At 72.0% G+C, this 15,376-nt stretch carries 15 protein-coding genes; 6 read left to right on the forward strand and 9 right to left on the reverse strand.

The genetic code is table 11. The annotated features are described in order from the left end of the window. The coding region (locus AB0H52_RS02785; protein WP_357944829.1) for a hypothetical protein at positions 1-636 on the reverse strand (636 nt) is incomplete at its 3' end. Positions 637-919: 283 nt separating this feature from the next. Between AB0H52_RS02785 and AB0H52_RS02790 the strand changes: the two genes are divergently transcribed. Then, positions 920-1,234 (forward strand): SMR family transporter, encoded by a 315-nt coding sequence (locus tag AB0H52_RS02790; protein WP_278123687.1) that lies wholly within the window; start codon positions 920-922, stop codon positions 1,232-1,234. Between the two features lie 75 nt (positions 1,235-1,309). Beyond that, positions 1,310-1,555 carry a hypothetical protein gene (locus AB0H52_RS02795; protein WP_151491463.1) on the forward strand — a complete coding sequence of 82 codons (246 nt, stop codon included), beginning with the start codon at positions 1,310-1,312 and terminating at the stop codon, positions 1,553-1,555. Between the two features lie 105 nt (positions 1,556-1,660). Here AB0H52_RS02795 and AB0H52_RS02800 read toward each other — a convergent pair whose 3' ends face one another. Next, positions 1,661-4,114: a DNA translocase FtsK gene (locus AB0H52_RS02800; protein ID WP_151491464.1), complete on the reverse strand. Its 2,454-nt coding sequence runs from the start codon at positions 4,112-4,114 to the stop codon at positions 1,661-1,663. Positions 4,115-4,227: 113 nt separating this feature from the next. Between AB0H52_RS02800 and AB0H52_RS02805 the strand changes: the two genes are divergently transcribed. Together AB0H52_RS02805 and AB0H52_RS02810 are read left to right on the forward strand one after the other, a co-directional pair. After that, on the forward strand, positions 4,228-4,707 hold the full coding sequence (locus AB0H52_RS02805; protein WP_151491465.1) for a YbjN domain-containing protein: 480 nt from the start codon (positions 4,228-4,230) through the stop codon (positions 4,705-4,707). 80 nt (positions 4,708-4,787) lie between these two features. Next, positions 4,788-6,407 (forward strand): YbjN domain-containing protein, encoded by a 1,620-nt coding sequence (locus AB0H52_RS02810; RefSeq protein WP_357945090.1) that lies wholly within the window; start codon positions 4,788-4,790, stop codon positions 6,405-6,407. 64 nt (positions 6,408-6,471) lie between these two features. Here the strand turns inward: AB0H52_RS02810 and AB0H52_RS02815 are convergent, their stop codons facing one another. The 5 genes from AB0H52_RS02815 to AB0H52_RS02835 all read right to left on the reverse strand — a co-directional run bounded on the left by AB0H52_RS02815 (position 6,472) and on the right by AB0H52_RS02835 (position 12,029). Further along, entirely contained in the window at positions 6,472-8,160 is a 1,689-nt protein-coding gene (locus AB0H52_RS02815) for a ribonuclease J (protein WP_151491467.1), read from the reverse strand. 52 nt (positions 8,161-8,212) lie between these two features. After that, on the reverse strand, positions 8,213-9,139 hold the full coding sequence (gene dapA / locus AB0H52_RS02820; protein ID WP_151491468.1) for a 4-hydroxy-tetrahydrodipicolinate synthase: 927 nt from the start codon (positions 9,137-9,139) through the stop codon (positions 8,213-8,215). 47 nt (positions 9,140-9,186) lie between these two features. After that, a complete protein-coding gene (gene thyX, locus AB0H52_RS02825) occupies positions 9,187-9,927 on the reverse strand; it encodes an FAD-dependent thymidylate synthase (protein ID WP_151491476.1) in 741 nt (246 codons plus the stop codon). A gap of 286 nt (positions 9,928-10,213) precedes the next feature. Further along, positions 10,214-10,735: a DUF2752 domain-containing protein gene (locus AB0H52_RS02830; protein ID WP_225854654.1), complete on the reverse strand. Its 522-nt coding sequence runs from the start codon at positions 10,733-10,735 to the stop codon at positions 10,214-10,216. A 64-nt stretch (positions 10,736-10,799) separates the two neighbouring features. Further along, positions 10,800-12,029 (reverse strand): crosslink repair DNA glycosylase YcaQ family protein, encoded by a 1,230-nt coding sequence (locus AB0H52_RS02835; protein ID WP_151491470.1) that lies wholly within the window; start codon positions 12,027-12,029, stop codon positions 10,800-10,802. 80 nt (positions 12,030-12,109) lie between these two features. On the opposite strand from AB0H52_RS02835, the gene AB0H52_RS02840 reads away from it, so the two are divergent. Next, on the forward strand, positions 12,110-12,661 hold the full coding sequence (locus AB0H52_RS02840) for a GNAT family N-acetyltransferase (RefSeq protein ID WP_151491471.1): 552 nt from the start codon (positions 12,110-12,112) through the stop codon (positions 12,659-12,661). Here the strand turns inward: AB0H52_RS02840 and AB0H52_RS02845 are convergent. Then, positions 12,560-13,834 (reverse strand): glycosyltransferase 87 family protein, encoded by a 1,275-nt coding sequence (locus tag AB0H52_RS02845; RefSeq protein ID WP_151491472.1) that lies wholly within the window; start codon positions 13,832-13,834, stop codon positions 12,560-12,562. The genes AB0H52_RS02840 and AB0H52_RS02845 overlap by 102 nt on opposite strands. Before the next feature lie 35 nt (positions 13,835-13,869). Between AB0H52_RS02845 and AB0H52_RS02850 the strand changes: the two genes are divergently transcribed. Beyond that, the gene (locus AB0H52_RS02850; RefSeq protein ID WP_278123690.1) at positions 13,870-14,451 is read left to right on the forward strand and encodes a GNAT family N-acetyltransferase; all 582 of its coding nucleotides are present in this window, start codon (positions 13,870-13,872) and stop codon (positions 14,449-14,451) included. 37 nt (positions 14,452-14,488) lie between these two features. On the opposite strand, the gene AB0H52_RS02855 is transcribed toward AB0H52_RS02850, so the two are convergent. Further along, a complete protein-coding gene (locus AB0H52_RS02855) occupies positions 14,489-15,376 on the reverse strand; it encodes a carbohydrate ABC transporter permease (RefSeq protein WP_151491474.1) in 888 nt (295 codons plus the stop codon).

Genomic DNA, 15,376 nt, shown 5'->3' on the forward strand with positions numbered 1-15,376 from the left:
GTACTTAGCGATGGTAGCTTCCGAAATCAACGACCGACCCCGTAAGATCCACAATTGGAAGAAGCCCTCCGAGATTTTCGCCGAACTCGTAGAGACAAATGCTTCGACTGTCTGAACCTGCCGCCACTCGAGCTGCCGATGCGGGATGTTGAATTCCGTTACAGCCAATACCCGGGAACTCACCTGCCAGGTATCCACCGCGTATTGATGGATGGGCATGTTCGGGATTCCAATGATCGTGTACCGATGCCCGGGTGTCGTAGCGTAAGCGATCTGAACACTCGGATGGATTGTGCCTGCCCGAACACCCTTGTAGATGGCCTGGTTGGCGAGATCGAACGCGACAGCTGCCTGGTCATCGCAGTTGCCCGCTTTCGTTCCCACTGCGGCCGCCGCCCACGCCCCGACACGATCCGTCAGACTTGTTAATCGTTCAGGATTCGCGCTCGATTGACCCAGGACGACCCGGTGGCCGCTGTTACCCCCAGTACGTACCAGATCGCTGATTTGATTTTCTGCACCCAAAGGTACGAGCTCCTTCGTGGTCGCAAAGATCTGGTCGCAAGTTGTCTTCAGATTGGTCAGGTGAATGGGGTGAATCGGGGGCGGCGCGGCCGGGGCAGCTTGCCTGTACATCAGGTGCATTCTTTCTACGAGGCACCGTGCGGTGTCGTATAGGAAACGCACGGGAAGTCCACCGTGGTTCATGGAGGCGCAGATTTTCGGAGCGTGTTTCGGGCAGCAGGGTCGGACGCTGCGGCCCACGTCACCGGAACCTCGGTCTCCGGCATCGACACGGGTAGCCCGTGGCTGCCCCGGATGAGTGGTGAGCGTGTCGCGTCAGGCCAAGACGTCCCGCGACGTGCACACTCGGCTCGTCCCGCCCGGGTGGTCCGGGCTCTCCCGCGTGAGGTTGACGATGGCCTGGCTCGTACTGGTGATCTCGGGGCTGCTGGAGACGGCCTGGGCGATCGCCCTGGACCGCAGCGCCGGCCTCAGCCGGCTGGTTCCATCCCTGGTGTTCGTGGTGACCCTGGTGCTGAGCATGGGCGGACTGGCGTACGCGCTGCGGGAGATCCCGGTCGGCACCGGGTACGCGGTCTGGGTCGGCATCGGCGCGGTCGGCACCGCCCTGGTCGGGATGCTGGCGCTCGGTGAGTCGGCGAGCCTGCCCCGAATCCTCTGCCTGCTGCTGGTGCTCGCGGGCGTCGTCGGTCTGAAGATCTTCCACTGAAGAGGGACGCGTGACCAGCGCCCACAGTGGGTAGTGATCGATCCGTCACCACAGGCTCTCACACCGGAGGCACACATGGCCGACGTCCCGACCACAGCCCGCCCGCGCAGCAACGCCGCCCGGATCCTCACCATCGTGGGCTTCGTCTTCGCGGTCCTCGCCCTGCTGCTCAACCCGATCATCTTCGGCGTGCTCGGCGTGATCGCGGGCATCGTCGGCGCCGTGCTGGGCGACAAGCCCCTGGGCTGGTACGCCGCCGCCGCCAGTGTCGTCGCCGCAATCATCAGCCTGGTGATCATCGGCGCGCTGATCAACAACTGACCGCCCCCGCCGTCACGGGCCCGCCGGCTGCCGGCGGGCCCGTCGTGCGTTCCCGGAGGCCCGCCGCATCTCCCGTGCCGCCGTGCCTCCCGAGGTCCGGTCGGGTCAGTCCCCGTCGCCGCGCAGGCCGACCAGGACCTCCTCCAGCTCGTCCGGCTTGATCAGCACGTCGCGCGCCTTCGAGCCCTCCGACGGCCCGACCACCCCGCGGGTCTCCATCAGGTCCATCAGTCGGCCCGCCTTGGCGAAACCGACCCGCAGCTTGCGCTGCAGCATCGAGGTGGAGCCGAATTGTGAGGTGACCACCAGCTCCACCGCCTGCATCAGCAGGTCGAGGTCGTCGCCGATGTCCTCGTCGATCTTCTTCTTGCTCTCCTGCGCCGGTGCCAGCACGTCCGGGCGGAACTCGGGCTCCCGCTGGTCCTTGCAGAACTTCACCACGTCGGCGATCTCGCGCTCGGTGACCCAGGCACCCTGGATGCGCACCGGCTTGGAGGCGCCCATCGGCAGGAAGAGCCCGTCGCCGCGACCGAGCAGCTTCTCCGCGCCCGGCTGGTCGAGGATGACCCGGGAGTCGGCGAGCGACGAGGTCGCGAACGCCAGCCGGGACGGCACGTTCGCCTTGATCAGACCGGTCACCACGTCGACCGAGGGACGCTGGGTGGCCAGCACCAGGTGGATGCCGGCCGCCCGGGCCAGCTGGGTGATCCGGACGACCGAGTCCTCCACGTCGCGCGGCGCCACCATCATCAGGTCCGCCAGCTCGTCCACGATCACCAGCAGGTACGGGTACGGGCGCATCTCCCGTTCGCTGCCCGGCGGGGCCTTGATCTCGCCGTTGCGGACCTTGCGGTTGAAGTCGTCGATGTGCCGGACGCCGTTGGCGGCGAGATCGTCGTAGCGCATGTCCATCTCGCGGACCACCCAGTCCAGCGAGTCGGCCGCCTTCTTGGCGTTCGTCACGATGGGAGTGACCAGGTGCGGGATGCCCTCGTAGCCGGTCATCTCGACGCGCTTCGGGTCGATCAGCAGCAGCCGCACCTCGTCCGGGGTGGCCCGGGTGAGGATGGACACCAGCAGGGTGTTGAGGCAGCTCGACTTTCCGGCTCCCGTGGCGCCCGCGATGAGGATGTGCGGCATCTTGGCCAGGTTGGCGACCACGTAGCCGCCCTCGATGTCCTTGCCCAGCGCCACCACCATCGGGTGGTGGTCGCTGGTCGCCGCCCGCGAGCGCAGCACGTCGCCGAGCGCGACATTTTCCGGGTCGGCGTTGGGGATCTCCACGCCGACCGCGCTCTTGCCCGGGATCGGGCTGAGGATCCGCACGTCCGGCGACTTCACCGCGTACGCGATGTTGCGCGACAGCTGGGTGATCCGTTCGACCTTGACGCCGTGCCCCAGCTCCACCTCGTACCGGGTGACCGTCGGGCCACGGGTGAAGCCGGTGACCGCCGCGTCCACGTCGAACTGGTCGAACACTCCGGTCAGCGCGGCGATGACCTCGTCGTTGGCCTTGCTGCGGGTCTTCGCGGCGGCACCGGCGCTGAGCATGTTGGCCGGTGGCAGCGTGTAGTCGCCGGCGAGCCCGGTCAGCGCCAGCTGCTCGGCGCGGCTCGGCGCGGGCGAGTGCTCCGGCGGCTCGACCGGCTTACGGCTCGCCGGCACCTTCGCCGGCGCCTTGCGCGGCAGCACCATGGTCTCCTGGAGGTCGGCGCCCTCCAGGTCGTCGAAGTCGTCCGGGTCCAGCGGTGGTGGCATCCGCTTGGTCGGCCGCTTGCGCGCCGGCCGGGCCGCCGGCTCCTCCGACTCCTCGACGGCGTCCGGGGGCGCGACCAGCCCACCGGCGAGCAGGCCCAGCCGCTCGGGGATCTTGTTGATGGGTGTCGCGGTGACCACGAGCAGGCCGAAGAGGAGCAGCAGGACCAGCAACGGCACGGCGACCCAGGCGGTGACCGCCCGCTCCAGCAGCCCGCCGACACCCGCGCCGACCAGCCCACCGGCGTAGTCCCGCTGCACCGTGTCCGTCGGGTCCTGGCCGATCTGGAGCAGCGCGGCGGTCGACACCAGCAGCGAACCCCAACCGACCAACCCGCGTCCCCGGTGCGCCGGGTCGGCCGGCTGACGCATCAGCCGCCACGCCCCGATCATCAGCAGCACCGGCACGACCACGGAGATCGCACCCAGGAACAGCCGGACCGAGTCGGCCAGGCGCGCGCCCACCGGTCCCGCACCGGAGAACCACAGCGCGACGGCGCTGAGCAGGGCCAGCCCGAACAGCAGCAGCCCGGCGCCGTCGCGGCGGTGCTCGGGATCGAGATCGCGGGCCGAGGCAGCCTGCCGGCCGGCGGCCCGCACCGCCCAGCCCATCCCGTGCGCCAGCCCCATCCACAGTGCACCGACCGCGCGGCCGACGTAGACCGCCGGCCCCGGGCGGGTGGGCGCGGTGCGTCGCCGGACCGGTGCCCGGGTCTTCTTCGCCGGTTGACGGGCACGGCTGTTGGTGCCACCGCGCGGCGACGCGCCGCGTCGCCGGCTCGCCTGAGAGGTACGGCCCGCCATAGAGTCACGGTAACGGCGGGAGCCGGCAGATCGCCGCTTTTCCGGGTCGTGTCCGCGCGTCGCAGCACGGAACGCGCCGCCGGTCGTGATATCCGCCTCAGAAGGGATGCCCGATGGCGTCGCCGGGATACGAGGACGGTCCGGACGATCCGCTGGCCGGGCACCCCGATGTGTTGCGTCCGCTGACCGGTGAACTGGTCGCGGCGGTGCTCGCCGCGCGCGGCCGGCCGGTCGGTCTGGCGGTGAACGGCGACCTGGTGGGCCGCTTCGACGACAACCTGATCTGGTTCCTGCGCCTGGGCGGGGACGGCGAGCTGCTCCAGGTCCGCACGATGGTCACGCCGACCTTCGGCATCGAACGGGTGCCCGACCTGTACGCCTTCTGCAACTCGTGGAACCACGACCGGCTCTGGCCCAAGGCGTTCGTGCACGTCGACGACGGTGGCCGGGCCCGGGTCTACGGCGAGGTGATCACCGATCTGGAGCGTGGGGTGACCCCGCACCAGCTCGACCAACTGCTCGACTGTGGCATCTCGACCGGCTGCCAACTCGCCGTGGCCGTCGGCCGGCTGCCCGGCGCGGTGACGGCGTGACCGGCCGGGACGAGTTCACCGGCAGCCGCACCTTCCCGGCCGGCGAGCCCGGCACACCGGCCCCCGCCCCCCGGCCGCCCGTGCACCGCGATCCGGCCCTGGTGGGCGCGCTCGCCGACGCACGGGACCTGGCCGACGGACCGGACCGACTGCTGGCCCTCGAACGGCTCGCCGAGCGGGTCGACGCGGCCGGTGACCTCCGGTCCGCACTGGACGCCCGGTTCGCGCTGATCGAGGCGTACCTGCTGCACGGCGAGCGGTGGCGGCTGGTCGAGCCGGTCCGCCGCTGCCGGGCCGCCGCCGACTACCGGCCCGAGCTGCTCACCGACGACGAGGGCCCGCTGCTGCTGCGCCTGCAGCGGTACGCCGTGGAGGCACTGCTCGGCACCCCCCGGGTGGGGTTGGACCAGACCCGGTCCCTCCTGGACGACCTGGCCCACCGGGTCGGGGCGGACGGGCCCGACGCGCCGACCGTCGCGGAGCTGCGCTGTCGGATCGCCGACCACCTCGGCGACGAACCCACCGCCCGCCACTGGTTCCAGCGGTGGGCGGGCACCCTCGGCGGGCCGTCCGGCGGATGTCCGGGCTGCGCCCCGGCCCGCCGGGCGGAGCTGCTCGCCGGCTGGGGCGAATGGCGGGCCGCGGTGACCGAGCTGCGGGAGCCCGCCGCGGCAGCGGTGGACTGCACCGACCAACCCGAGCGGGGGCTGGTGGCCGGGCTGCTGCCGGAGCTGCGCACCGGCGAGCCGGAGCGGGCCGCGGCGGCACACGTGCGGGCGTACCGGCGGCACCGGCGCGAACGCGCGGCATTCCCCCACCTCGCCGCGCACCTGCGGTACTGCGCCCTGGGCGGGCATGTGGAACGCGGGCTGAGCGTCCTGGCCGAGCAGCTGCCCCGGTTGGACCGGCCCACCGACGACCTGGCCGCGATGGAGTTCGCCGCCGCCGGCGCGCTGGTCTGCGCGCTGGCCGTCGAGGCCGGGCTCGGCCTGCGTACGGTGCCCCGCCCGGCGTACGGCGGACGGCCGGCCACCGACCTGGACGTCGCCACCCTCGGCGCGCTGCTGCTCGCGATCGCCAACGAGCTGGCGGGCAGCTTCGACGCCCGTAACGGCACCGGCCACCACTCCGGCCGGATGGCCGCCTGGCTGGCCGAGCGTCCCCTGGCGGCGCCGGTGCCCCTGCCGCCCGACGACGAGCCCCACGACGACGGCCCCGACACCGCCGAGCACGACGCCGCCGAGCACGCCACAGCCGAACAGGACGCCGCCGAGCACGCCTCCGACGACGAGCGGGAACTGGCGACGCTCACCATCGAGATGATCACCGCCGCGCTGGACCGACGCGGCGACCGCTACGTCGTCGACGAAGGCGCCACGGTGGTCGGCCGGTGGGGTGCCGTGACGATCCAGTTCCGTCGGGCCGGTGAACGCGGCGAGGTGCTGCACGCCCGTGCGATGGCCGCCCGCCGGTTGCCGGCGACCCGTCGCGCCGAGGCGTACGCCTTCTGCAACGCCTGGAATCACGACCGGCTGCTGCCCAAGGCGTACGCGCACGACCTCGGTGAGGAGCTGGTGCTGGCCGGTGACGTGGCCACCGACCTCGCTCACGGGGTGGCCCCGGCGCAGCTCACGGTGCTGGTGGACGCCGCCATCGCCACCGGCGTCGCCTACGCCGAGGCGGTCGCCGCGCTCCCCTGACGCCCACCGGACGCGGCGACGCCGGCCCACCCCGAACGGGTGGACCGGCGTCAGCGTGCGTCGCTCAGACCTCGACGACGGTGGGCACGATCATCGGGCGACGACGGTACGCGTCGTTGACCCACCGCCCCACGGTCCGCCGGACGATCTGCTGGAGCTGGTGCGGGTCGGTGATGCCGTCCGCGGCGGCCCGGTTGAGCGCCTCGGTGACCAGCGGGATCACCGGGTTGAACGCCTCCGGGTCCTCGGAGAAGCCCTTCGCGGACAGCGTCGGGCCGGCGACGACCTTGCCGGTGACCGAGTCGACGACCACGGTGGTGGCGATGAAACCGCCGTCGCCGAGGATCCGCCGCTCGGTGAGCAGCGACTCGCTGACGTCGCCGACGGCGAGGCCGTCGACGTAGACGTAGCGGCTCTTCACGTGCCCGACGAGGCTGGCCCGGCCCTCCACCAGGTCGACGACGTCGCCGTCCTCGCAGAGCACCACCCGGTCGGCGGCCACGCCGGACTCGATGCCGAGGCGGGCGTGCGCGCGCAGGTGGCGCCACTCGCCGTGCACCGGCATCAGGTTGCTGGGACGGACCACGTTGAGCAGGTAGAGCAGCTCCCCGGCGGGGGCGTGCCCGGAGACGTGCACCTTGGCCACGTCCTTGTGCACGACCACCGCGCCCGCCCGGGCCAGCCGGTTGATCACCCGGTAGACCGAGGTCTCGTTGCCCGGCACCAGGGAGGACGCCAGCACGACGGTGTCGCCGGGAGCGATGGTGATGTGCCGGTGGTCGCCGCTGGCCATCCGGCCCAGCGCGCTCATCGGCTCACCCTGCGAACCGGTGGACATCAGCACGATCTGCTCGGGAGGCAGCGTGGTCGCCTCCTCGATCCCGATGACCAGGCCGGCCGGGATGTTGAGCAGGCCCAGGTCCCGGGCGATGCCCATGTTGCGGACCATGGACCGGCCGATGAGGGCGACCTTGCGGCCGTGCTCGGCGGCGGAGTCGAAGACCTGCTGCACGCGGTGCACGTGCGAGGCGAACGAGGCCACGATGATCCGGCCCTTGGCCTTCGCGAAGATCGAGTCGAGCACCGGCCCGATCTCCCGCTCCGGGGTGACGAAGCCGGGGATCTCCGCGTTGGTGGAGTCGGACAGCAGCAGGTCGACGCCCTCGGCACCGAGCCGCGCGAACCCGGCCAGGTCGGTGATCCGGCCGTCCAGCGGGAGCTGGTCCATCTTGAAGTCGCCGGTGTGCAGCACCAGGCCGGCGGGGGTGCGGATGGCCACCGCGAGCGCGTCCGGGATCGAGTGGTTGACCGCGAAGAACTCGCATTCGAACGGGCCGAGCCGCTCGCGGCCGCCCTCGCGCACGGTCAGCGTGTACGGCTGGATGCGCCGCTCGGCCAGCTTCGCCTCGACCAGGGCCAGGGTGAACTGTGAGCCGACCAGCGGGATGTCGGGCTTGTGGGCGAGCAGGTACGGCACCGCGCCGATGTGGTCCTCGTGACCGTGGGTCAGCACGATCGCCTGGACGTCGGCGAGCCGGTCCAGGATCGGGCCGAAGTCGGGCAGGATCAGGTCCACGCCCGGCTGCTCCACGTCGGGGAAGAGCACGCCGCAGTCGACGATCAGCAACTTGCCGTCGTACTCGAAGACGGTCATGTTCCGACCGATGGCGCCGAGCCCGCCGAGCGGGATGATCCGCAGGCCACCTTCTGGCAGCGGCGGGGGTAGTTCCGCCTCGATGTGCGCCTCGGTCACGCGTCCACCTCATTCTGCGACGCCGTCACTCGGCGCCCATCGTGTCGTTCGTTCATTCGGGTAGCTCCAGGCCCGCTGCCGCGAAGTCCGCGCGCAGCTGGGCGATCTCGTCGTCGGTGGCGTCCACGAGCGGGGGTCGCACCGGGCCCGCCGGCAGGCCCAGCGACGCCAGGCCCGCCTTCACCAGGATGGTGCCCTGGGTGCGGAAGATGCCGGTGAACAGCGGCAGCAGCCGCCGGTGCAGGGCAAGCGCGGCCGGCAGGTCCCCCGCGTCGAACGCCTCGATCATCTGTGCGGTCAGCGCCCCGGTGAAGTGCGTCGAGGTGCCGACCACGCCCACCGATCCGACGGCCAGCGCCGGCAGGGTGAGGGCGTCCTCGCCGCAGTAGAAGGCGAGGGCCGTGCGGCTGGTCACCCAGCTGGTGGCGGTCAGGTCGCCCTTGGCGTCCTTGACCGCGACGATCCGGCCGTGTTCGGCGAGCCGGACCAGCGTCTCGGTCTCGATCGGCACGCCCGACCGGTGCGGAATGTCGTACAGCATCACCGGCAGTCCGGTGGAGTCGGCCACGGCGGTGAAGTGCCGCAGCAGCCCGCTCTGCGGCGGCTTGTTGTAGTACGGGGTGACCACCAGCAGACCGTGTGCGCCCGCCTTCTCGGCGGCGGCGGCCAGCTCGATGGTGTGCCGGGTGTCGTTGGTGCCGACACCGGCGACCACCTTGGCGCGGTCCCCGACGGCCTCCACCACGGCCCGGATCAGGCGTTCCTTCTCCGCGTCGGTGGTGGTCGGCGACTCGCCGGTGGTGCCGTTGACCACCAGCGCGTCGTTGCCCTGCTCATCGACCAGGTGGCTGGCCAGTCTGGCGGCGCCGTCGAGGTCGAGTGAGCCGTCGGGGGTGAACGGGCTCACCATGGCCGTGAGTACCCGGCCGAAAGGGCGGGACACCGGTCGGGCCGAGGCGTCGGGGTGGTCGTGCGTCATACCCTCCAACCTAGCGGACGACAAGCCGGGGCCTGCCGGGGAAGGGCTCAGGACGCCTCGTGCGGGCTGGCCGCAACCTCGGTGCCGTCCGGCAGCGTCGAGATCACGAAGTCGGCGAAGACGTTCGGGGCGACCTCCTGGAGCTGGCGCAGGCACTCCACGGCCAGCTCACGGATCTCCACGTCGGCGTGCTCGGTGGCCCGCATGGCGATGAAGTGCCGCCAGGCCCGGTAGTTGCCGGTCACCACGATGCGGGTCTCGGTGGCGTTGGGCAGCACCGCGCGGGCCGCCTGCCGGGCCTGCTTGCGACGCAGCGTCGGGTTGGGCTCGTCGGAGAACCGCTGCTCCAGCCCCTCCAGCAACTCGGTGTACGCCCGCACGCTCGCCTCGGCGGCCTCCACGAACTTCTTGTGCAGCTCCGGGTCGTCGGCGATCACCGCCGGCTCGACCATGGCCGCGTCCCGCTCGGGGACGTAGCGCTGGGAGAGCTGGGAGTACGAGAAGTGCCGGTGCCGGATCAGCTCATGGGTGAACGAGCGGGACACCCCGGTGAAGTAGAAGGTCACCGAGCCGTGTTCCAGCACGCTCAGGTGGCCGACCTCGAGGATGTGCGCCAGGTAGCCGGCGTTGGTGGCGGTCGCCGGGTTCGGCTTCTTCCACGACTGGTAGCAGGCCCGGCCGGCGAACTCGGCGAGCGCCTGGCCACCCTCCGCGTCGGTCGACCACGGCACGTCGTCCGGGGCCGCGAACTGGGTCCACGCGATCAACTTGACCTGGGGCTGCACCATCTCCGGCATGCCTGGGACTGTAGTGGCGCGGCGCCGTCCGGCCCAACTCAGGCGCGCCCCGTGCAATGTCGATCACTCGGCCCAGCAGCTGTCGCCTGCAAGATCGCGCAACATCCTGGATGTAGTGGCATCCGCCGCGCCCGACACCACCACATCCAGGATCGAGCACGATCTTGGGGTGAGGTGCGCCGAGGGCGCGGGTGAGGTGCGCCGAGGGCGCGGGTGAGGTGCGCCGAGGGCGCGGGTGAGGTGCGCCGAGGGCGCGGGTGAGCGGCGCGCCGGTGGGTCAGACGTAGAGCGAGGTGAACGGCGCCCAGGGCAGGTTGCGCAGCACCGAGAAGGCGAGCCACGCGGCCAGGAAACCGCCGATGACCTTGGAGCTGATCCGCAGCTCGGGCAGCCGCCACCCGAACGCCTGGTTGCCCGCCCAGGCCACGAAGAGGTACGCGAGGAACGGCAGCGCGAAGACGAACAGGAAGTGGTGCCGGGCGGCCGCCGGCAGGTCGCCGTGCAGCACGTACCAGAGGGCGCGGGTGCCACCGCAGCCCGGACAGTCCAGCCCGGTGGTCAGCTTGAGCAGGCAGGTCGGCGCGGCGTCCGGGTCGGCGTACGTCGGGTTGCTGAGCAGCGCGTAACCCATGCCGGCGGCGACGCAGCCGACCGCGGCCAGGGGCACCGCCCAGCGCGGCGAGCGCTCGTAGAGCCGCAGCACGAAACGGGTGAGCCGGTCCGGTTCGGGGGGCGGGTAACCACCCGGCGGGGGCGTCGGCCAACCGACCGGAGCGGCGCCGGCCGGATCGGCCGGCACCGTGTGGACCGCCCCGGGTGCGGGCTGCGGCTGGTCGACCGGACCGGGAACGCTCGTCACGCGCTCACGGTACACCGGACACGCCGGCCAACGCGGCGCTGAGCGGACCGGCCAGGTCGCCGGCGGCGGGCGGGGCCACCGCGTCCAGGCCGAGCCAGCCGGCGAGCCGGTACAGCTCGGCGGCGAGCGCCACCGCGGTCTCCCCCGCGTCGGCGCCGGGCTCCAACCACGCGGCCGGCACCAGCAGCACCCCGGCCTTGCGGTCGGCCTTCAGGTCGACCCGGGCGGTGAACCGGTCGCCCTGCAGGAAGGGCAGCACGTAGTAGCCGTACACCCGCTGGGGCGCGGGGACGTAGATCTCGATCCGGTAGCTGAAGTCGAAGAGCCGCTCGGTGCGGGCCCGCTCCCAGATCAGCGGGTCGAAGGGGCTGACCAGGGTGTTGCCCCGGACCCAACGCGGCAGCCGGGCGGACGCGTGCAGCCAGGCCGGCTGCCGCCAGCCCGCCACGGTGACCGGCACCAGCTCGCCGGCCTCGGCCAGCTCCGCGACGGCCTGCCGGGCGCCGGCCAGCGGCAACCGGAAGTAGTCGCGTAGCTCCGGCTCGGCGGCCACCCCGAGCGACCGCGCGGCGAGGCCCACCAGCGTCCGGTACGCCTCGGCGTCGGTCGGGGTGGGCGCGGCCAGCACCGCCGCGGGCAGCACCCGCTCGGGCAGGTCGTAGCGGCGCGCGAAGGAGGTGCTGCGCTCCGCGGCGGTCACCTCGCCCGCCCAGAACAGGTATTCCAGAGCCCGCTTGACCGCCGACCAGTTCCAGCCCCAGTTGCCGGTCTCGCGGGGCGCGTCGTGCTCGATCTCGGCGGCGGTGAGCGGCCCCCGCGCGGCCACCTCGTCGCGGACCCAGGCGACCAGCTCCGGCTGCTCCTGGGCGATGCGTCGCATGCCGCCCCAGGATTCGCTGTGCGCCCGGGCCATCCGCCAGCGCAGCATCGGGTGCAGCCCGACCGGGACCAGCGACGCCTCGTGACCCCAGTATTCGAACAGGTCACGCGGGCGCCGGTAGGCGGCCTGGTCGAGCAGCGTCGTCGGGTACGGCCCGAGCCGGCTGTAGAGAGGGAGGTAGTGCGCGCGTTGTAGCACGTTGACCGAGTCCATCTGGATCAGCCCGACCCGGTCGAGCACCCGGCGCAGGTGCCGACGGGTGGGCACACCGGCCGGCGGCGGGTCGGCGAAGCCCTGGGCGGCGAGAGCCACGCGGCGGGCCTGGGCGAGCGAGAGTGATTCCGGTGCGGCCATCGTCGGCGACCTTAATTCATGGGTACGACGCCGGTGCGGGAAGCTGGACTCGGACCGCCATCGGGGCATAGAACGGTGCAATGCTGACCATCCGCCGGGAGGAGCCGGACGACGCCGAGGCGGTCGCCCGGGTGCACGTGCACGGCTGGCAGGCGGGCTACGCCGGCGTGATGCCGGACGAGGTGCTCGGCCGGCTCAACGTGGCGGCCTGGGCGCAGCGCCGCCGCGACGTGGGCACCGCCGACCCCGAACATCCGTTCACGACCCTGCTGGGCGAGGTGGACGGCCTGGTCGTCGGCTTCACCACCTTCGGGCCGTACCGCCGCAACCAGGACCGCGGCGACCTCGACCCGGCGGTCGGCGAGGTGCTGGCGCTCTACGTGGAGCCGGCGTTCTGGGGCGACGGGACCGCCACCGGGCTGTTCGACGCCGCCCGCGCCGGGCTCGGCGAGCGGGGCTGGACCGGCTACCGGCTGTGGGTGCTGGCGGACAACCGGCGGGCCCGCCGGTTCTACGAACGGGCCGGCCTGTCACCGGACGGTGAGCAGTCGACCTACCAGGTGCCGCTCGCCGGCGGGGGTCCGCCGGTCGGGCTGGTCGAGCTGCGGTACGCCGGACGTCTCGACGGCTGACCCGTCCGGGGTCAGCCACCGGCGCACCGGCAGGAAGGCCAGCAGTGCCAGGCTGATCCAGACGTAGGCGTTGCTGCCCAGGAAGCCGTCCACGCCGGTGAAGTCCTTCTCCCAGACCCACACGGTCCGGCTGATCAGCAACACGTACCCGATGGTCGCGGCGGCCAGCAGGACGCGCCGGCGGCGGCCGGCCGGCGCGGCCGTCGCGTTGTCCACCAGCAGGATCAGCGCGGGCAGCAGCCAGACCAGGTGGTGCACCCAGGTGACCGGGCTGACCAGGCACATCACCGCGCCGGTCAGCGCCAGGCCGGTCGCCTCGTCGCCGGCCGCCACGGCCGAGCGGGACCGCCACGCCCAAAGCGCCAGGGTGCCGAGCACGAGCAGCAGCCACAGCAGCGTGCTCGGGTGTTGCGGGTCGAGCCGGGCCACCACCCCGCGCAACGACTGGTTGGACACGAAGGCCAGCTCGCCCACCCGGCCGGTGTTCCACAGCGCCTCGGTCCAGAACTCCCGGGACGCGTCCGGGAACAGCGCACCGGCCAGCAGGGACACCCCGGCGGCCGCGCCGCTGGCCGTGAGGGCCGCGCGCCACCGACCGGTGACCAGCAGGTAGACGATGAAGATGCCCGGGGTCAGTTTGATCGCGGTGGCCAGCCCGATGCCCACCCCCGCCCACCGGTTTCCGGACGGCAGCAGCCGCAGCAGGTCCACCGCCACCAGGAAGAGCAGCAGCGTGTTGACCTGGCCGAAGTTGATCGTCTCGCGCATCGGCTCGAACGCGGCGGCCAGGCACAACGCGACGGCGAGCGCGAACCACCGGGTCCAGCCGGCCCGCCGGGCGATCGGGTCGACCAGCCACCAGATCAGGACCGTGGTGGTGACCACGCTGGCGAGGACGCTCACCACGATCGCGGCCCACCACGGCAGGTACGCCATCGGCAGCATGACCAGCGCGGCGAACGGCGGATAGGTGAAGCCGTACTGGGTGTTCGGCTTGAGGTAGTCGTAGATCTCCCCGCCGTCGTGCACCCACCACGTCAACGCGCCGTAGTAGACCTTCAGATCGAAGAAGCCGTGGCGTACCGCCGCGACGGCGAGGAACGCGGTGACCGCCGCGGCGAGCATCACCACCCCGACGACCTGCGCGGTCGTCCTGTTGGCACCCTGCGCCACCGTCGCCTCCCTGGCCCTGCGTAGGCTTCCGTCCCATGGCTCTCGGGTACGTCCGCCCGGCGCGTCCCGAGGACGCCGGCGAGATCGCACGCATCCAGCTCGCGACCTGGCGGGTCGCGTACCGCCGGATCCTGCCTCGGCACGTGCTCGACAACCTGGACGAGGCGTTCCTCGCCCGGCGGTGGAGCGCCGCGGTGCTGGAGCCGCCCTCGGGCGCGCACCGGGTGCTGGTCGCCGTCGAACAGGCCGAGCAATCGTATCTGGTGGGGTTCGCCGCCTCGGGTCCGGCCGACGCCGAGGCCCTCGCTCCGGGCGAGCCGACCGACGCGCTCGGCCCGGACGTGGCCGCCGTGACCGACCTGCTGGTCGAGCCGCGGTGGGGCCGGCGGGGGCACGGCAGCCGGCTGCTCGCCGCCACCGTCGACCTGTGGCGGTCCGACGGCCTGCGCCGGGCGGTCGCCTGGGCGTTCGACGGTGACGAGGCGACCCGGAAGTTTCTCACCAGCACCGGCTGGGAGCCCGACGGCGCGGCCCGCGCGCTGGACGTCGACGACATGCTGGTGCCGCAGGTGCGCCTGCACGTGGCCGTACCGACCGAGAAGGTCCCGGCCGAGTGACCGGTGCGGCGGCCCGGGGCCGCCGCACCGGCACGGGTCAGCCCTTGTCCGAGCCGTCGTTGGCGTCGCGGACGAAGTAGCGCTGGAACACCACGAAGAGGATCGCCACGGGGATCGTGGCCAGCAGGGCGGCGCCCAGCTTGAGCGGGTACTGGGTGCCGCTGCCCAGGGAGCCGCTGACCAGGTCGGCCAGCCCTCGCGGCAGGGTGAACAGGTCCGGGTCCTGCACCGACACGAGGCTGTGCGGGAACTCGTTCCACGAGCCCTGGAACGACAGGATGGTCAGGGTGATCAGCGCCGGTTTCGCCATCGGCAGCACCACCGACCAGAAGGTACGGAAGATGCTCGCCCCGTCGATCCGGGCGGCCTCCTCCACACTCACCGGGATCGACTCGAAGAACTGTTTCATGATGAACACGCCCGCCGCGTCGGCCAGCAACGGCACCACCAGACCGGCGTAACTGTTGTAGATACCGAGCTGGTTGAACACCAGGAACTTCGGGATCAGCAGCACCACGCCGGGCACCGCCAGCACCGCGATGATCGCCGCGAACAGCCCGCCGCGCCCCCGGAACCGCAGCCGGGCCAACGCGTACCCGGCGAGCGAGTCGAAGAACACCCGCCCGAGGGTGACCAGCACGGTCACCAGCAGCGAGTTGCCCAGCCAGAGCGGAAAGTTGGTGCCGGCGAAGATCCGTTCGAAGCCGGCCAGGCTGAGCGGGTCCGGGAACGGCGACAGCGGGTTCGCCGCCGCGTCCGACTCGGTCTTGAGCGAGTTGCCGATCTGGATGACGAACGGGTAGAGGAACACCAGTCCGAAGAAGACCAGCGTGGCGTACCCCAGGAAGCGGGTGACCAGGGTGCGGGCCGCCCGTTCGTCGCGCCGCGCGGGCGCCGCCGCCGGGCGGTCGGTGGGCACGGCCAT

The organism is Micromonospora sp. NPDC050695 (assembly GCF_040654415.1).
In the GTDB taxonomy this organism is placed as follows: Bacteria; Actinomycetota; Actinomycetes; order Mycobacteriales; family Micromonosporaceae; genus Micromonospora.